The following is a 17750-nucleotide window of genomic DNA, read 5'->3' as shown; positions in this document are numbered from 1 at the left end:
CCATGGAAACCATCGAAGTCGTCGCAAGCAGCGTTGAAGAGGCCATTGAACGGGCCGCACAGCAGTTGGGGGTCGAAGCGTCAGCCGTCAAATCCGAAGTCATCGACGAAGCCAAGGGCCTTTTTGGCAAACCGGGCAAAGTGACCATCCGCGCCAGCGCGGTTGCCAGCCCCAAATCCAAGCCGGAGCCCACGGCTGCGCCTGTGGCGGAAGCACCCGCCGCAGAAGCCCCGGCGGAAGAAGAAGAAAAGCCCAAACGCCGAACCCGCACCAAACGCGAGGACAAACCGGTGGAGAAAGAAGCAGCCCCGACCGCCGAAGCCGAGCATGAAGAGGCCAAAGAAGAGGCGGGCCCCGATGTGGTGGCCAGCCAGGAAGACGCCGACCGGCTCCTCGAAATTCTCACTGGGATGCTCAAAGCCGGCGACCTGCGCGCCGATGCCACCATCAGTGCCCTCAATGGCCGCTACGTCCATATCGATGTCGATGGCCCAGACGTCGGCTACCTGATCGGCCGGCGCGGTGAAGTCCTCAACTCCATCCAATACATGATGAATGTGATCTCGGCCCGCAAACTCAACAATGGGGTTCGCGTGGTGGTGGAAGGCGACAACTACCGCGAGCGGCGGGCCGAAATGTTGAGCGACATGGCCCGGCGGATCGCCGCCCAAGTCTTGGAGCGCGGCGAGGAAGCGGTTCTGGATGCTTTGCCAGCCTTTGAACGGCGGGTCATCCACCAGGCCCTGGTTGAAATCGAAGGCATCAGCACCTATAGCGAGGGCGAAGAACCGGAACGGTATGTCGTCATCGCCCCGGCGGGTTGATCCACACAGGTGCCCCAAAGTCGATAGAAACGGCTTGGGGCATTTTTGCGTCCGGGTAACGTGTGCGCCATGCCCACGCAGGTCAAGCCGCGCGCCCTTCGGCCCGGCTCGCATATCCGCATCGTTTCGCCGGCTTCTCCTCTAACTCCGGAGAAAATCGACGATGGGGTCAAATGGCTGGAATCAGAAGGGTACCGGGTCAGCCTAGGCGACCACGTGTTTGACAAACACCACTATTTGGCCGGAACCGATGAAGACCGGGCCGGGGACTTTATGGCGGCTATCGGCGACCCAGATGTTGACTGTGTCATGTGCTCGCGGGGGGGATACGGGTGTGCCCGGACGATCCCATACCTGGACTTGGATGAGGTTGTCGCGAGCGGCAAGCAGGTCTGCGGTTTTAGCGACGTGACGACCCTCCACCTGGCCTTGAACAAGCGGGGGTTGGTGACGCTACACACCCCGATGATGATCACCCTCAGCGTGCCCCGAGTGGAATGGGTTTACAAGTCGATGTCCAACATTCTGAAGGGAGAAAACCCTTTCCCGGCGGCACACACTCCAGCCGAAACCCTCGTCGGTGGCGTTGCCGAAGGCGTCATCACGGGAGGGTGCCTGTGCTTGATGACGGACAGTTTCGGCACCGGGTACGAATTGGATTGCCGGGGCAAGATCGTGGTGATCGAGGACGTGGACGAACATGCCTACCGCGTCGACGCCATGCTGACAAACCTAATCAACAACGGCCAGTTGGCCCAAGCTGCCGGCATCGTGATTGGCGAGATGACGGGGACGGATGAGATGTCGGAGGACAAGATGGGCACGTGGCCCTGGCGGGAACTGGTGGCCGACCGCATCAAACCGTTGGGCATCCCGGCGGTGGTCAACTATCCGTTCGGGCATATGAAGACCATGCTCAGCCTGCCGATGGGGGTTGCCGCCCGGCTGGATGCCGATGCGGGCCGGTTGGAACTCCTGGAAGGGTTCACCGCCTGACGGTACAATCGGTGCCGAGCTGGCCGGGTGGCGGCCGGCCTGGCGCAAGCCGGGCTGGAGGAAAGTCCGGACTTCGCAGGGCAAGGCACCTGGCGCAAGCCAGGGCGGGGCGACCCGACGGAAAGTGCCACAGAAAACAAACCGCCCCGCACGCGGGGTAAGGGTGAAACGGTGGGGTAAGAGCCCACCAGCGGGCCGGGTAACCGGTTCGGCTCGGCAAACCCTGCCCGAAGCAAGGCCAAATAGGGGGAGGATGACGCGGCCCGCCGACTCCCCGGGTTGGCCGCATCAGCCAAATCGCCACACAAAGACAGAATCCGGCTTATAGGCCAGCTCTCAATACTTCACCGAAAACGGGATCACGGCCTTGATAACGAGCCGGTTGGTGAATGAATCGGCCCTTGGATCCCCGACCAAGATGAAGTATTCGGCACCTCTTTTCCCGCTCATCCGGTAGCTGAGATACCAGTTGGATTGTCCGTTTTGGATGACGAGCCTCCCTCCGACCGATTCGAACTTGCCGATGTCGAAGTTGGCGCCGAGGATGTGCAGGGTTTCGTCATCGTCGGAAAGTTGCCACTGGGATTTGAGCGAGAACTGTAACCGGCCAAACACGCGGTAGACGGCGGAAACATCGTAGGCTTCATAGGGATTGCCAAGAAATGTCCCGGATTCATAGTTGGCGGCAACGGCCCGGTAGGGGTTGTTGTAAGGGTATGCGGCACCGACCCCGAACGTGCGGTCGGCGATCCCGAGGAATTGGGAAAACCCGGTGGAAGCTCCAAAAGAGAATCCTTTGCGGTCGCTGGCTTGGACAGAGAAGTTGGCCTCGTTGCGGTAGAACCCCCCCGAATAACGGTCGTAGGTGACGGCATCGACGCCGAAACTGTAGGAATTCCAGTTCCCGTGGGCCGGGGTCGCCTCGTGGGACAAATCCATCGAGTACCCCTTCAAGTCCGACTCCCGGTTGAACCCAATCCTCGGAAAGAAATCGGGGGTGATGGAAAGGTATTCGATCGAGCCGTTGTAGCCGCCCTTGTTGTACGTGACTCCGATGTTGTTGCGGAATCCCGCACCCCTGGTTTGGTCGGTTGTGTACTGGTTGGTAAAGAAATAGCCGACATCACCGGTGCGCGTGAAGATGTTGGCCAATCCAGCCGTGCTGTTCTGACCGTGGCGGCTGTTGTTGACAATCCCGATTTCGGCCGAGGTTTTGTCGTCAAACCGGTAGTTCGCGCTGGCCACGGTGGCGGTGCGCTCGCCAAAATCAATAGTCGAAAGGGCGCCAAAGGTTAGTTTGCTATTGGCTTGGCCATAGATGTTGAACCCGGCGTCGAATGTCGGGATGCGCTGGGGGGCAAAGAGCCGGGTGCTGTAGCCGACCCGCAGGAACTGGGAACCTTCGTTGAAGAAGGGCCGGTTTTCACTGGCCAGCCTTTCGAAGTAGCTGAAATCCAAGGACAGGATCGAGGACTCCACATTGCGGAAATCCGGGTTCAGAGTCCCGACGAATTGGATGGAATCGGTGAGGCTTGTTTTGAAATCGAGCCCAGCGTTGGCGATCGGCCCGGCCCCTTTCTGGATGCCCCCGTAGGCATAGGGGAGGAAGCTGACCGAACGGCCCCGGTCGACTTTAGGGACTTCGACATCCACCCATGCCGGGGTGAGCTCATTGTTCTGCCCGGTGAATCGGTAGGCATAGGTGTTGGATTTGGCCGACCGGTACCACGTGATGTTGAACCGGGGGCTGCGGATGCCTTCTGGCGGCAGGCTCATCACCGACCAGGGGATGCGCATTTCGCACTCCCAGCCGGTTTCGGTGAGGCGGCCGTTGGCCTCGATCTCCCCAAGCCACTCGGTTTTTGCCGCCCGCCCGCCGGCAAGGTTGATGCTGGTTGCGCCGTTGGCGTTTGTTTGGAACAGGTTGAAGTTGCTGTTGCCACCAAACGGGTCAATGATCAGGCCAAAGTTGTCGTTGCCGCCCATGCCGACATTCGGCCGGTACTCGTCCCGGACGACCTTGCGGGGGTTGGTGGTGGCCCTTCCGGCGAAATAAATGTATCGTTCGTCGTACCCGATCCAAAATTCGCCGAGTTCATCGCTTTCGAGGTTCGTGTCCTTGTCCCGGAATCCGCTCCGGTGGATTTCTTCCGGGTACTCGCCGGGCTGGATGACGCCATCGATTTTGGGGGCCTGATCCAAGCGTTTTCCCGGGATGTCGTAAGTGGAATCCGGCAAGGCGCGGGCCATGCTGGCCAGGCAGGCCAGTAAGGTCATCGGCAAGAATCGGCAGATCATGGGCTCTGAACCGGCATTCTCCTGCCAAAAGTTGCCTTGTTGCGCGGCAACTGGGCCTGTTGCCCATGTTTCCAGGCATGAATTCCAGGGACCTCTAGCACGGGCGGGAACGGAATCCGTTCCGGTGCGCTCATAATAGGCGTACAGGCGGCCAATGCCGAAATGGATTCCGATCCTGATCGTCCTGCTCACCCAAGGGGGGGCAGGGGCGGTTTCCCCGGCGCATCCCCACGAGTTGGTGCGGATGCTCCGCTACGTGGCGTTTTTAGAAGACGCCCGGGAGATCCGCAACGCCCCTGGATTGGAATCCGACACCGAAGAATCGGCTCTGGCGGTTTCGCCTGCCGTCAAACGGGCTTTCGCGGCCCGATCCGGCCTGCCTTCCCCTCGTCATTGGCCGGGTAGCGGACTCACCCGGGACGGCCCGGCGGCTTAATTTCCCCACCTGTTTTCCGCTTTGGCGCTTTATCGCGCCCCTTTCACCGTTAACCAAACCCCCACAAAACAACCATGCTTCAATTTTTGAGAAAACTCCTTGACCAAAGCCACAAGGAGGTCGCCAATCTTCAACCGATCGTCGAGCAGATCAACCAGCTCGAACCCAAATTTGAAAATCTTTCCGATGAGGAGCTCAAAGCCCAAGGAGCCCTGTTTAAAGAACGGGTCGCGGGCGGGGACACATTGGAACAAGTCCTCCCCGAAGTGTTCGCCTGTGTCCGCGAAATCTCCCGGCGCACGCTCGGCATGCGCCAGTTCGACGTGCAGATGGTCGGCGGGATCGTGCTCCACCAGGGCAAGATCGCCGAAATGCGGACAGGGGAAGGGAAAACCCTGGTCGCCGTCGCCCCGTTGGTTTTGAACGCCCTGACCGGCAAAGGTGCCTGTTTGGTCACCGTCAACGACTACCTGGCTCGCCGCGACGCGGTGTGGATGGGCCCGATCTACCACACGATGGGTCTCAGTCTCGGCATCGTGCAAGGGCAAGGCGCCGATTCCGACGAGCTGGGCGGCAGCTTCATCTATGATCCCGGGTTCCAGCACGAAGACCCGCGGTACCACCACTTGCGGCCCTGCACCCGCCGCGAGGCCTATCTTTGCGACATCGTTTACGGCACGAACCACGAATTCGGGTTTGACTATCTGCGCGACAACATGGCCTTCGAGAAAGAACAGCTGTCGATGCGGGAGTTGAATTACGCCCTGATCGACGAGGTGGACTCGATCTTGATCGACGAGGCCCGGACGCCGCATATCATCAGCGGCCCCAGCACCGAAGATATCTCGGTTTATGCCCACGTGGACAAGATCGTCCGCGAAATGGTGCCGGAAGAGCATTACACGGTCGATAAAAAGAACCACTCGGCAAGCTTCACCGAAGAGGGCATGGACTTCTTAGAGCAAGCCTTGGGCATCGAAAACATTGCCGATGAGCCGATGCTGTTCCACCACGCTGGCGCAGCAATCAAGGCCTACGGCATTTTTGAGAAGAACGTCAACTACGTGGTCCGGGGGAACGAAGTCGTCATCGTGGACGAGAACACGGGCCGCATGATGTTTGGCCGGCGCTACAGCGACGGTCTCCACCAAGCGATCGAAGCCAAAGAAGGGGTCCCCGTCCAGCGGGAAAGCCAAACCGTTGCCGTCATCACGTTCCAAAACCTGTTCCGGATGTACAACAAGCTTGCCGGAATGACCGGGACGGCCAAGACGGAAGAAGACGAGTTCCGAAAGATTTACGGCTTGGAGGTCGTGGCGATCCCCACCCACCGGCCGATGATCCGCAAAGACCTGGAAGACATCGTCTACAAATCCACGGATGCCAAGTACCGGGGGGTCGCCCGCGAAATTCTTCGCGTTTACACCAAGCAACAACCGACCCTGGTCGGTACGCGCTCTATTGAAACCACAGAAGTGGTTTCCAAGCGGTTGGAAGCTGAAATGCTCCAAAAACTGGTGTTGACGGATTACGTTCTCGACAAGGTCACCAACGAAAAAGGCACAGGATCGCTCAAGAAGGAATCGGAAGTGTTGTTCAACACGCCACTGACCGAACTGAAGATGCAAACGATCAAGAACGTGCTTTCTGGCGCCGGGTTGCCCACCGACCCGCACAGCCAGGAGATCGCCGACTGGTTTTTGGGCAAACACGGCTTGCAAGAGAACGCCGAATTCTTCAAAGAGGCCATCAGCCACGGCGTCCCGCACAACATCCTCAACGCCAAGTTCCACGAAAAAGAGGCGTTAATTGTTAGTGAGGCGGGCCGGAAAGGCGCAGTGACCATTGCGACCAACATGGCTGGGCGCGGGGTGGACATCTTGCTTGGCGGGCGTGTCCAAGACGACGAAGTCAGCCGCGCTCGCGAACGCGACCACGAAGACGGCGGGGTCATCAGCGACTACGACGACACCTTCATCTCGTTCCGGCGAGGCGGCAAAGAGCGAGCCGCCCCCCCGTTGCCGCTGGACGACACCGAACGGCGAGCCGCCGCTGAAGAAGTCCGCAACCTCGGCGGCCTTTTCATCCTGGGGACGGAACGTCACGAAAGCCGGCGCATCGACAACCAACTCCGGGGACGGGCCGGTCGCCAAGGCGACCCGGGCGAAAGCCGTTTCTTCGTTTCGCTAGAAGATGAACTTTGGCGGATTTTCAACAAGAACATGATGGAAAACCCGGTCCTCAAGGCATGGCCGGAAATGGAGGAAGTCCGGGCCAAGTTCATCAGCGGGATGATCCAAAAAACCCAGGAGCGGATCGAAAACCACTTCTTCGAGGCGCGCAAGCACATCTTGGAATACGACGACGTGCTCAACGCCCAACGGGAGCACATCTACGGGATGCGCCGGGAAATCCTTCTGGGCAAGCCGTGCCGGGAAGAGATCACCAAAGGGATCGGCGATTTCATTGCTGAAACCGTCGAATCGGGTCGGCAGTTTGATCCGGCCACCGGTGAATTCACCTTTGACCACGACAAGGTCTATGAACGGCTGAACGAGATGATGCCGCTCATCGACCACGTTTCGCCGAGCGACTTTGCCGAAGCCAAATATGGCCAAGGGATGGTCAACGAGCTGACGGAGATCGCTGGCGAGGAATATGAAGCCAAGCGGGTCAAGTTTGGCGACGAGATCTTTGAACAATTGGAGCGGCAAGTGATGCTGCGCGCCGTCAACGATGCCTGGATGGAGCACCTCAAGATGATCGACTACATCCGCGAAGGCATCGGGCTGCGGGGTTATGGTCAAACCGATCCGCTGGTTGCCTACAAAAAGGAAACGTTCGACCTCTTCCAGCACACGCTCAAACAGATCCGCGACCAGGCGGTGAAGATGGTGTTCTACGCCCAAATCCGCACCGAGCAACCGCAGGTGCCGGCGGCCCACCAATCACCGGAACCCGAGATGGCGATGCTGGCCATCGATGACGAACCATCTGCCCCCAAAGAGGTGGATGTGGACAGCATCGATTGGAGCCGGGTTGGCCGCAACGACTCTTGCCCGTGCGGAAGCGGCAAAAAGTTCAAGCAATGCCACTACCCGCAATTGCGGGCCGCCGGCAAAATCTAAGCCGACCTGAGACAATCCCCCGGACAAATCAAAAGCCCGGGGGATTGTTGTTTATCAGTAGAGCCAGCCGCGTTCCTTTTGGCGCCGGAGCCCGAGCTTGTCCGCCAACTCGACAAGGCCCGGGTAGTCGGGTTTGTGTTCGGCCAAATCCCGGAACAGCCGCTTGGCTTCTTCGTATTCGGTCATCCGGTATTTCAAGTCGACCATTTGGGCCAAGGCGTCGGGGTCGTGTTCGTCCAATTCCAACTGGTCTTGGATCATCTGCTCGGCCCAAACAAAGTTCTTTTGTTCGAAAAGCTCCTTGGTATGTAGCACCAAGGCCTTTTTGAGCATGTCTCGGCAGACGCGGTGTTCCGGTGCCAGCTCCAAGGTCCGTTTGAATTCACGGATCGCCCGGTAGGGATCCCCTGTTTCCATCAAGGCGAGCCCGTGGCCAAAGTGGAGTTCCGCCTGGTTCGGGTTGATGGTGAGGGCTTCTTGGAACGCGCACAAAGCCGCCCCCGGGTTACCAGAGGCGTGAAGGGCGAACCCCAGGCCCATGAGAGGCTCGACCGACCGGGGGGCCAAGTCGACGGCGGCCCGAAAGCTCTCGACCGCCGGGCGGAACTGCCGGGCGTGCAGGAACTGCTTGCCCTGGGCGATATGCTGTGTGGCATCCATTTTCCAAAACCTCAAATTGAGTGACGTTTCCGCCCCCCTTGGGTTTACAGGTCCTGGTTAACGCACTGTCAAGCCCCCATGTCGGAGATCTTGGAGATCGCCCACATGGTTGCCGCGTTGAGTGCGAACGAAACCGCATTGGAAATCAGCCCAGCGGGGGAATTGAAGGTGAGGGCGTTGAATATTCCCCAAATGGCGGCGCAACAGCCCAAAAGGCTCCCCCAGTAGACCAACATTTGCACCCATTCGGCTTCGGCGAGCAGTCCAATCCCACTCAAAACGAACCAGGCTCCTGTGATCATCAAAAGAGCACCGACTACCGGCAAAAAGAAACCGGTCACGAGCAGAGCCACTCCGGCGACGATGCGGAGGATCGAAAGGGCCCGGTAAACGATTTCGGCTTGGGAGGCCTTGATCTGGTCGGCTTTGCCGCTCAAAACCGCTCCGGTGGCCGGGTCGACCATCTTCCCGCAATGGGGACAAAGGCGCGACCGGCCCGGCATCATCTGACGGCAGGCTGGGCAGGGCACCATGACCGGCATCCCGCCCGCGGCAAATGGTTGGCCAGGAGGCGGGGCGTGCGGATTGTGCGTCTGGCTGATTTGGCCCTGGGAGTGACCTTGCCCTTCCCTTCCCAGCTCACCACCCTCATTCCCTGCCTGATCCACTGGGATCCCCCTTGTCCATGTCAGCGCACGGTGGCGGCGGCGGTTGCGGCCAGGATGCTGAGCAGCATCAAAGCCATCATCACGCCCCCACAACCCGAGCGCTTGCCGGCCGAGCCAGCTGATTCCGGTTTTTTCTTCTTATCGGATTCGTTGCCGCGAAGAATAGTCCCCCCGATGGCGTCAACGAGCCGGGAGCAATGGGGGCACGTGCGCGACCGAGAGGGCATCAGCTGTTTGCAGCCAGGGCAGGGCAGCATGGCGGGGATGTCCGAGACTTGTTGGGTGGCCGTCGTTTTCGCCGGCTCGGGTTCCCCCTCGCGCTGGTACTGTTTTTCTTGGGGCAGCAACAGGTCGTCTGAGGTGTTGTCGGGAGGAGTGTTGGCGGCAGCGGCTTCTTCGGCCGAGACGATCCCGATTTCTTGGCCGACTTTTGCCGCTTTTGAACCTTGCCCAGTTTCACGGTAGTAGTCGAACAGCTTTTGCCCGACCACGTGGTCCGACGGGTCGATTTTGAAGGCCTTTTCCATGAACTGCTCGATGGCGAGCAGGTTGCCGATCTCCCGCATGTGGTCACAGTAACCCAGGTAGGAAGTTTTGAGGGCCGCCTTGGCATCTGGGTGTTGGGGGTTGTGCCTCAGGGCTTCTTCAAAAGCGTGGATGGCGTGGTTGTGATCGTTCATCCGCTGAAGGCTGAGCCCAAAACCGTATTGGGAATCGGCGTCGTCGATGCGGACGACGGTCGCCTTCTTAAAAGCATCGTGGGCTCCTTGGTTGTCGCCGGATTCCAAGAGGGCGAAACCCAATTTTCGCCAGTTTCGCCAATCCTCGCCGTTTTCGGCGAGGTGGGCGCGGAGGGCATCGACGCCATCGATTTCAACGGCGGCTTCGGCCGCCCTCTCGCTGGGCATATGGCCGACTTCGCTGGGCTTGGCCGGTTCGGGCACAGGGAGCCCGTGCGCCTCTAAATCCTTGATGATCACGTGTTTTTTGCCGCCCTGCCCGGTTTCGTCGTAGTAGCCCATCAGCTGGGCGGTGACGTTGGCATCGGAGATGTCGTTTTTATGCGCCCGCTCCAGGTATTGCTCGACGGCGAGCAAGTTGCCGATCTCCCGCATGTGGTCAACGTAGGCCATCAGCGATTTAGTGAGCGATTTTTTGGCTTGGGGGTGGTTCTTATCGTGTCGGAGGGCTTCTTCAAAGGCGTGGATGGCGTGGGAATGCTCGCCAAGGTCTTGTAACGCCTGGCCAAAGCCGTATTGGCTGTCGGCGTCGTCTGGCCGGATGACGGTGGCTTTTTTAAAGGCGTCGTGGGCGGCTTGGGGTTTGCCGGCATCGAGCTGGAGGTTGCCGATGGCGCGCCAAGCTTGCCAGTGGTTGGGGTTCGCCGCCGTCAGGGCTTCGAGTTCGGCGACGGTTTCTGGTAATGCGGCCGCAGCCGCTTCTTCTACCGGGGCATAGTCCGCGGCCTCAGGGACGGGGATCTCGTGCCGCTTCATTTCGGTGATCGCGGAGTCGAGTTTGACGGCCTGCCCGGTTTGTTGGTAATAGCGGAAGAGCTGGATGGTGACGTCCTGGTTTTCCGGGGCAAATTTGTGGGCCTTTTCCAGGTACTCCTCGACGGCGAGGAGGTTGCCGATGTCCTTCATATGTTGGACTTGGGCGAGCAGTGAGACGCAGATGGCCTCTTGGCTGGGCTTGTGTTTGTGGTTGTGCCTCAGCGATTCTTCAAAAGCTTTGATGGCCTTGGCATGGTCGCCGTTGAGTTGATAGGCGACCCCATAGCCGTACTGGCTGTCGACGTCGTCGGTCCTAATGAGGGTGGCTTTGCCGAATGCTTCGATGGCTTCGGCGGTTTTCCCTAGGCCGATGTTGGCAAACCCCAGCCCCCTCCAGGCCATCCACTTCTCTGAGTTTTCGTTGACGACCTCGGTGAAGATCCGGTGGGCTTCTTGGTTGTCTCCCTGGTCCAAAGCGGACTGCCCCAGTCCGATTTTTTCGTCGATCGATTGCATCCCATCTGACATTCTAGTAGAACAGAAGTCCTATTGGTTGCCCGGGAGCCCGTCTATTTTTGGCGATTTATCCGGGACTCCTGGCTCAGATTCGCCGGATTTCCCCGGGCAGCGGGTTCCTCGGGGGTACCATCCGCTCCTGTCCCGCTTGCGCGGGGCGTCACAACCAGGCCACAGGCCAGGTGAGGGGGTGTTGCAAAGGCCCGCCCCGCTCAAACCAGTCTGGGAACGGTGGGTGGATATATGGCCAAAGAATGCCTCATCAACAAGCATAGCAAGGTGGAAGCGCGCTGGGCGGATTACGAAGCCAAGCTTTCCGCAATCGAGCTCGATCAATCGCTGAACAAGGAGCAGCGCGCCCAGGCTTTGGCAGCCTTGGAAGAGACGCGGATCAAGAACCGCCTGTTCAAAGCGCGCCGCTACAACCGCTGCGCCGAAACCGGCCGCGCCAAGGGGTACTACCGGTATTTCGGCGTTTGCCGCCAGACCTTGCGCGAAAAGGCGCACCTCGGGCTTTTGCCAGGAGTGAAAAAGTCCAGCTGGTAAGCGGGCTGTTTCAAGGAGCACTATGCACAGCGACCCCATCGCCGACCTCCTCACGCGCATCCGCAACGGTTTGACCGCCAGCCACATGCACGTCGATGTCCCCATGAGCAAGATCAAGCTTGAGATCGTGAAGATCCTTGAGCAGGAAGGGTTTGTTTCCAGTCACGAGTTGTTGACAGACGAGAAGTTCCCGGTTTTGCGCGTTCATTTGAAGTACGATTCCCGCCGCAAATCGGTGATCCGCAGCATCAAGCGGGTCAGCACGCCCGGTTTGCGGGTCTACCGAGGTGCCGGCGAACTCCGCCCCGTGCGCAGCGGTTTGGCAACGCTGGTGTTGACCACCAGCCAGGGAGTCATGTCCGACCGGGAGGCGCGCCGACGACGGATCGGCGGCGAAGTCCTCTGCCAGGTGTATTAAGGAGGATTGAAGAATGTCCCGTATCGGATTGAAACCCATCAAGATCACAGACAAGGTCACGGTCGACGTTTCCAATGCCGTCGTCACCGTCAAGGGCCCCAAAGGTGAGCTCAAGCAACACATTCACCCCAAGCTGACGGTCGTCCAAGAGGCCGGCGAGCTCCGCGTGGAGCGTCCGGACAACGAACGCGAAAACCGGTCCCAGCATGGTTTGGCGCGGACCCTGATCCAAAACATGGTTGTCGGCGTCACCGAAGGCCACAGCAAATCCCTTGAAATCCATGGGGTCGGCTACCGGGCTGCTGTGCAGGGCAACGGCTTGTTGCTCAACCTCGGCTATAGCCACCCGGTCGAGATCGCCGCGCCCCAAGGCATCACTTTCGATGTCCCCAAGCAAGAAAAGGGTCAAGCCCTGACGATCAACGTCAGCGGCATCGACAAAGCCTTGGTTGGCCAAATCGCCGCCGACATCCGCAAAGTGCGCAAACCCGACCCCTACAAGGGCAAAGGCGTTCGCTACAAAGGCGAGGTCGTCCGAACCCGGCCGGGTAAGAGGGCCGGCAAGTAACCAGGAGCGAAACAATGTCAGTCAAAACCCGATCTTTTATGCGCAAGGTGCGGCATGAGCGCATCCGCAAATTCCTTGCTGGCACGGCCGAGCGCCCGCGTTTGGCGGTCTTCCGCAGCACCAAGCACCTTTACGCCCAGGTCATCGACGACGTGAGCGGCCACACGTTGGCCGCGGCAAGCACGACTGAGAAAGACCTGAAGGCGACCGACACCGTCGAGGGGGCAAAGCTCGTTGGCCAGGCAGTGGCCAAGCGCGCCTTGGAAAAAGGGGTGAAAGCCGTGGTGTTCGACCGCGGCGGATTCCAATACCATGGCACGATCGCTGGCCTTGCTGACGGAGCCCGCGAAGGCGGATTGGAGTTCTAACATGGCACGTGGACCACGCATCGTCGGCCGGCGCCAGTCGGCCCTGAGGAATACGGACGGCCCGCAATACGACGTGCGCGTTATCCGATCCAACAAAGTCTTTAAGACCAACAAAGGCGGGAAGACCGCCTCTTGGTCGATGACCGTCGTCGTTGGCGACAACCGGGGCAAGGTGGGGCTCGGCATCGGCAAAGCCCGCAACATCCCAGATGCTTTGCGCAAGGCCGAAGAAGCCGCCCGCAAAAACATGTTCGACGTGCACCTGATTGGCGAGACCATCCCGCACGAGATCGAGGCTGAGCACGGTTCGGCCCGCGTGATCTTGCGCCCGGCATCGCCGGGGACCGGCGTCAAGGCCGGTTCGGCCGTCCGCCAGTGTCTGGAAGCCGCCGGGGTTCACAACGTTCTGGCCAAATGCCTGGGCAGCCGCAACGGCGTCAACCTCGCCTATGCGACGATCAAAGCCTTCCGGGAGATGGAAGCGCCGGAAGATGCCGCCAAGCGGCGCGGCGCCGATGCCAACGAACTGGTGCCCTGGCTCGCCAAGGCCCGCAAAGAGGAGTCTGACAACCGCCATGCTTAAGGTCACCCTTGTCAAAAGCAAAATCGCCAACACCCCGCGCAACCGCGCCACGGTCAAGGCATTGGGGCTCAACAAGATCGGGAGCAGCAACACGTTCGACGACTCCCCGTCCATCCGGGGCATGATCCACAAGGTCAAGCATCTGCTGCTCGTCGAAGAACTCGCCGAAGGCGAAGTCGTCCGGCGGCGCCGCGACGGCAAGGCTGCCTCAGAAAAGAAGGCCGCCCGCCTGGCAAAAGCTCCTGCCGCCGTCAAAGCCGTGACATCTCCCGAGATGAAACCGGCAAAGAAGGTAACCAAAGCGGCTGCCCCCAAGGCGGAAAAGGCTGAAAAAGCCGAAAAGACGCCGGCCAAAAAAGCAGCCCCCAAGAAGGCTGCCGAATCCGCCGAAGCCAAGCCGAAGCGCACGACCAAGAAAAAATCTGAAGAGGCTTAAACCATGAATTTGAACGATCTGACCCCCAACCCGGGATCCACCAAGCGCAAGCGCCGGATTGCCCGCGGTATCGGCAGCGGGAAGGGCAAAACCGCCACCCGGGGCACCAAAGGGCAAAAAGCCCGGCGGCAAATCCCCAACTGGTTCGAAGGTGGGCAAACCCCGATCCACCGCCGGCTCCCCGTCAAAAAGGGCTTCCGGAACATCAACCACAAGGAATACGCCATCGTCAACCTAGACGACCTGGAGAAGTTCTTCAAGGCCGGCGAAACGGTGACTCCCCAGCTCGTCGTCGAGAGGGGTGTCATGAGCGACCTCAAAGACGGGCTCAAAGTGCTCGCCTTCGGTACGCTCAGCCACAAACTCACGGTACAAGCCCACAAATTCAGCAAAACAGCTCAGGCCGCCATCGAAAAAGCCGGCGGTGAGGTCGTCACCCTGTGAGCTACGCCGGGTCGGGGTCTAAGCGGGGGGCTGGGGATAAAGGTCTCCGGTTCTCTCTGTTCGAGACGCTCCGCCTCGCATGGGCGGACGATGATCTGCGGTCTCGGCTGCAGTTCATCTTGTTGATCTTGGCGGTGTACGCCATCGGCGTCAACATCCCCGTCCCCGTCCCCGGCATCAGCCCAACCGCCATCGAAGATTTGGTTCGGAACAACCCGATGTTCCAGATCATCAACACCATCGGCGGCGGGGCGTTTAAACGCATTTCCATTTTTGCCCTCGGGCTCAACCCTTATATCGTCGCCTCCATCATCTTGCAAGTTCTCACTTATGGGATTCCGCAATGGAAAGAAGAGATGAAAGAGGGCGGGGAATATGCCCGCCGCCAACAAAACCGGCGAACCCGGTTCCTCACCATCGGCCTTTGCGTGTTTCAAGGTCTCGGCCTTCTCACCGCGATGGGTCCAGCGCTCTTGCAGGTTCAACCGCTCCACCGAGCGTTGATCATCCTGTTCTGGACGGCGGGTTCCATGCTGCTTTTGTGGCTCGGCGAGCAGGTCAGCGAGCGGGGTGTGGGCAACGGCATTTCGGTTTTGATCTTCACCGGGATCGTGATCTCGCTCCCCGCGATCGTCCAGGGCCTTTTTGAAGGGGTGACGACCGGCCAAGTCCAAATCTGGCAGGTGGTGGCCCTTATTGCGATTTTCTTTGCCACGACTTGGTTCATCGTGCTGTTCACGATCAGCCAAAGGCGCATCCCCATCCAGCATATGCGCCGGAACTTCGGCACAAAAGCCATGGGTGGGCAGGTCAGTTACCTGCCGATCGCCGTGGCCATGGCCGGGGTCATCCCCATCATCTTCGCCATCACGTTGGTGTACCTGCCGGCGCAGTTTTCGGCGATGTTCCCGACCGATTCGGCCCCGCACCAGATTTTGACGACGATCGCAGAGTTCATGTCCCCGAACTTCACGACACCCAAAGGGTATCTCGGGGCGGCGGTTTACCTGCTCATGATCTTCTTCTTCACCTATTTCTGGACTGCCCTCCAATACAACGTTGAAGACATTGCCGACAACCTCAAGCGCGGCGGCAGTTACATCCAGGGGATTCGGCCGGGCAAACAGACTCGGGATTACCTCAATGGTGTCGTCTCGCGCATCACGTTCATCGGCGCGGTGTTCTTAGCAGTGGCGGCTTTGACGCAGTTCATCCTGCCCGTCGTCATCCCGCAGCTCGCCCGGACAATCGGTTTGGTTGCCGGCACGTCGCTCCTCATCATGGTCAGCGTCGCCCTGGAAACCATGCGCCAACTTGAAGCGAACCTGATCACCAAACAATACGAAGGGTGACCCGGTGCCGGTGCGCCTCATCCTTGTTGGCCCGCCCGGAGTTGGTAAGGGCACCCAATCGGCCCTCATTGAGGCGAAGTACGGAGCAAAGCCCCTGTCTTCCGGCATGATTTTTCGCGCCGAAATCGAGGCGCAGACCGACCTGGGCGAATTGGCCAAAAGCTACATCGACCGGGGCGAATTGGTGCCCAACGGCGTGACCATCCAGATGATGCTCAAGCGGTTGCGGTCACCAGAAGTCCAAGACAAGGGCTTCATACTGGACGGCTTTCCCCGCACCGTACGCCAGGCCGAAGCCTTGGACGAAGAACTCAAACGCGAAAAAATCTCGCTCGACAAGGTCGTCTCGCTGGAAGTCCAAGACGATGTCATCATCGGGCGCCTGGCGGGCCGGATGGGTTGCACCAAGTGCGGCGCGATCTACCACCGCATCAACAAACCACCGAAACGCGAAGGGTTTTGCGACAATTGCAACAGCCCAATCATCATCCGCGAAGACGACAACCCAGAGACCATCCGGGAGCGGTTGCGGGTATTCCACGAGAACACGGCGCCAGTTGTCGGCCACTATGAGGCGCAGGGCAAGCTCTTGCGCGTGGAATCGAGCCGGGATCCGGCCGAGGTGTTCGGGGATATCGAACGGGGTCTTGGCCTGTGATCCACATCAAGGACAGCTCCGAAATCGCCAAAATGGAGCGTGCCGGCCGCATCATTGCCAAAACAATGGCCGAAGTGAGCCAATCGATGGTGGCAGGCAAATCGACTCTTTCCGAACTCGACGCCCTTGCGGAGAAAATCATCTTGGCCGAAGGCGGGGTCCCAAGTTTCAAAGGCTACCGGGGCTTCCCAGCGGCCGCTTGCATCAGCGTGAATGACCGAGTTGTGCACGGCATTCCCGATGGCACAGTTGTCCAGGAAGGCGATATCGTTTCGCTGGATTTTGGGGTGATTTGGGATGGTTGGCATGCGGATTCTGCCTGGACGTTCCCGGTGGGGACAGTTTCGGAACGGGCCCGCCGGCTATTGAACGTCACCCGGGAGTCCCTGATGCAGGGCATAGCCAAAGCCCGGGTTGGAAACCGGGTCGGCGATATATCGGCGGCTGTCCAGACTTATGTGGAACGGAACGGATATTCGGTTGTGCGCGACTTGGTGGGGCATGGGATCGGGCAGAGCTTGCACGAGGAGCCGAGCGTGCCAAATTTCGGCAAACCGCGCAAGGGGCCTCCGCTCAAGGCCGGAATGACGTTTTGCATCGAGCCGATGGTCAACGAAGGCGGCTATCAAGTCGTCACTTTGGAGGACGGCTGGACGGTTGCGACCCGAGACGGTAAACTGTCGGCTCACTTTGAGCACACGGTGGCGGTGACGGCCGATGGGCCGCTGATCTTGACCGGCTCGGAGTGAACTAAGGCGATTTATGGCGAGAAGCTTTTCAGGCGGGCGTGGCGGACGGGGTCGGGGGCGTGGCCCAGCCAAGAAAACGACCGAAGAGAGCACCAAGGAAGAAGGAATCCAGTTGGAAGGGATCGTGGTTGAAAACCTGCCCAACCAACTGTTTCGCATCAAATTGGTTGAAACCGACCAAGAGGTTTTGGCCTACTTGGCGGGAAAGATGCGCCGGGGTTGGATGCGCATCATGACCGGTGACAAGGTCACGGTCGAGTTTTCTCCGTACGATATGGAACGGTGCCGGATCGTGTACCGCCACCGGGGCTGATTCTGGCCGGTCGGGTCCTTTCTCCCGAAATCGGCACAGGGGCAACGGAGCGTGCCCCGGGTTGGTATAATTCCTCCTTGCGTCGGGCCTCAAAGGCTCCAGACGCAACCTACCCAACTGTCTGATTTGACGTTGTCAATCAGGCAATCGATTCGCGGGAAGGTGAGTCAAGTTATGAAAGTCCGGGCCAGTGTGAAAAAAATGTGCGAAAAGTGCAAGGTTATCAAGCGGAAGGGCGTGGTGCGCGTGATTTGCATCAACCCCAAGCACAAACAACGGCAGGGCTGATCGGC

Annotated in this window: 20 protein-coding genes and 1 other RNA gene; 17 read left to right on the top strand and 4 right to left on the bottom strand. The window is 59.5% G+C overall.

Translation table 11 applies throughout. The features are described 5' to 3' along the window. Positions 1-2: 2 nt before the first annotated feature. The 3 genes from JNM28_09315 (at position 3) to rnpB (ending at position 2161) form a co-directional block, all read left to right on the top strand. On the top strand, positions 3-824 hold the full coding sequence (locus JNM28_09315) for a KH domain-containing protein (protein MBL8068636.1): 822 nt from the start codon (positions 3-5) through the stop codon (positions 822-824). A 69-nt stretch (positions 825-893) separates the two neighbouring features. After that, positions 894-1820 (top strand): LD-carboxypeptidase, encoded by a 927-nt coding sequence (locus tag JNM28_09310; protein ID MBL8068635.1) that lies wholly within the window; start codon positions 894-896, stop codon positions 1818-1820. Positions 1821-1835: 15 nt separating this feature from the next. Beyond that, positions 1836-2161: RNase P RNA component class A (rnpB, locus tag JNM28_09305), an RNA gene on the top strand. Here rnpB and JNM28_09300 read toward each other — a convergent pair. Beyond that, positions 2157-4118: a hypothetical protein gene (locus JNM28_09300; protein ID MBL8068634.1), complete on the bottom strand. Its 1962-nt coding sequence runs from the start codon at positions 4116-4118 to the stop codon at positions 2157-2159. The genes rnpB and JNM28_09300 overlap by 5 nt on opposite strands. A gap of 154 nt (positions 4119-4272) precedes the next feature. On the opposite strand from JNM28_09300, the gene JNM28_09295 reads away from it, so the two are divergent. Both JNM28_09295 and JNM28_09290 read left to right on the top strand, forming a co-directional pair. Beyond that, a complete protein-coding gene (locus tag JNM28_09295) occupies positions 4273-4554 on the top strand; it encodes a hypothetical protein (protein ID MBL8068633.1) in 282 nt (93 codons plus the stop codon). An 86-nt stretch (positions 4555-4640) separates the two neighbouring features. Continuing rightward, positions 4641-7682, top strand: a complete 3042-nt coding sequence (locus JNM28_09290; GenBank protein MBL8068632.1) for an SEC-C domain-containing protein — start codon at positions 4641-4643, stop codon at positions 7680-7682. 54 nt (positions 7683-7736) lie between these two features. Here the strand turns inward: JNM28_09290 and JNM28_09285 are convergent, their stop codons facing one another. From JNM28_09285 to JNM28_09275, 3 genes are all read right to left on the bottom strand, one after another. Beyond that, positions 7737-8342 carry a tetratricopeptide repeat protein gene (locus JNM28_09285; GenBank protein ID MBL8068631.1) on the bottom strand — a complete coding sequence of 202 codons (606 nt, stop codon included), beginning with the start codon at positions 8340-8342 and terminating at the stop codon, positions 7737-7739. A gap of 68 nt (positions 8343-8410) precedes the next feature. Then, the gene (locus tag JNM28_09280) at positions 8411-9010 is read right to left on the bottom strand and encodes a hypothetical protein (protein ID MBL8068630.1); all 600 of its coding nucleotides are present in this window, start codon (positions 9008-9010) and stop codon (positions 8411-8413) included. Between the two features lie 20 nt (positions 9011-9030). Continuing rightward, positions 9031-11022, bottom strand: coding sequence for a tetratricopeptide repeat protein (locus JNM28_09275; GenBank protein ID MBL8068629.1), 1992 nt, complete (start codon positions 11020-11022; stop codon positions 9031-9033). Between the two features lie 243 nt (positions 11023-11265). Between JNM28_09275 and rpsN the strand changes: the two genes are divergently transcribed. The 12 genes from rpsN to rpmJ all read left to right on the top strand — a co-directional run bounded on the left by rpsN (position 11266) and on the right by rpmJ (position 17745). Beyond that, positions 11266-11568: a 30S ribosomal protein S14 gene (rpsN, locus tag JNM28_09270; GenBank protein ID MBL8068628.1), complete on the top strand. Its 303-nt coding sequence runs from the start codon at positions 11266-11268 to the stop codon at positions 11566-11568. Positions 11569-11590: 22 nt separating this feature from the next. Next, positions 11591-11986 (top strand): 30S ribosomal protein S8, encoded by a 396-nt coding sequence (gene rpsH, locus JNM28_09265; protein ID MBL8068627.1) that lies wholly within the window; start codon positions 11591-11593, stop codon positions 11984-11986. A gap of 13 nt (positions 11987-11999) precedes the next feature. After that, positions 12000-12554, top strand: a complete 555-nt coding sequence (gene rplF / locus JNM28_09260; protein MBL8068626.1) for a 50S ribosomal protein L6 — start codon at positions 12000-12002, stop codon at positions 12552-12554. A 14-nt stretch (positions 12555-12568) separates the two neighbouring features. Continuing rightward, on the top strand, positions 12569-12922 hold the full coding sequence (rplR, locus tag JNM28_09255) for a 50S ribosomal protein L18 (protein MBL8068625.1): 354 nt from the start codon (positions 12569-12571) through the stop codon (positions 12920-12922). 1 nt (position 12923) lies between these two features. Further along, positions 12924-13505, top strand: coding sequence for a 30S ribosomal protein S5 (gene rpsE / locus JNM28_09250; GenBank protein MBL8068624.1), 582 nt, complete (start codon positions 12924-12926; stop codon positions 13503-13505). Then, positions 13498-13941 (top strand): 50S ribosomal protein L30, encoded by a 444-nt coding sequence (gene rpmD / locus JNM28_09245; GenBank protein MBL8068623.1) that lies wholly within the window; start codon positions 13498-13500, stop codon positions 13939-13941. Before rpsE ends, rpmD begins: the two co-directional genes overlap by 8 nt. 3 nt (positions 13942-13944) lie before the next feature. Continuing rightward, positions 13945-14385, top strand: coding sequence for a 50S ribosomal protein L15 (gene rplO / locus JNM28_09240; GenBank protein MBL8068622.1), 441 nt, complete (start codon positions 13945-13947; stop codon positions 14383-14385). After that, positions 14382-15737: a preprotein translocase subunit SecY gene (gene secY / locus JNM28_09235; protein MBL8068621.1), complete on the top strand. Its 1356-nt coding sequence runs from the start codon at positions 14382-14384 to the stop codon at positions 15735-15737. Before rplO ends, secY begins: the two co-directional genes overlap by 4 nt. 4 nt (positions 15738-15741) lie before the next feature. Continuing rightward, positions 15742-16395: an adenylate kinase gene (locus JNM28_09230; protein ID MBL8068620.1), complete on the top strand. Its 654-nt coding sequence runs from the start codon at positions 15742-15744 to the stop codon at positions 16393-16395. Next, positions 16392-17144, top strand: coding sequence for a type I methionyl aminopeptidase (gene map / locus JNM28_09225; protein MBL8068619.1), 753 nt, complete (start codon positions 16392-16394; stop codon positions 17142-17144). Before JNM28_09230 ends, map begins: the two co-directional genes overlap by 4 nt. A gap of 13 nt (positions 17145-17157) precedes the next feature. Then, entirely contained in the window at positions 17158-17457 is a 300-nt protein-coding gene (gene infA / locus JNM28_09220; GenBank protein MBL8068618.1) for a translation initiation factor IF-1, read from the top strand. Between the two features lie 174 nt (positions 17458-17631). After that, positions 17632-17745 carry a 50S ribosomal protein L36 gene (gene rpmJ, locus JNM28_09215; protein MBL8068617.1) on the top strand — a complete coding sequence of 38 codons (114 nt, stop codon included), beginning with the start codon at positions 17632-17634 and terminating at the stop codon, positions 17743-17745. Positions 17746-17750: the final 5 nt, after the last annotated feature.

Source organism: Armatimonadota bacterium, assembly GCA_016789105.1.
GTDB lineage: Bacteria > Armatimonadota > Fimbriimonadia > Fimbriimonadales > Fimbriimonadaceae > UphvI-Ar2.
This window is presented reverse-complemented; position numbering and strand designations above follow the sequence as displayed.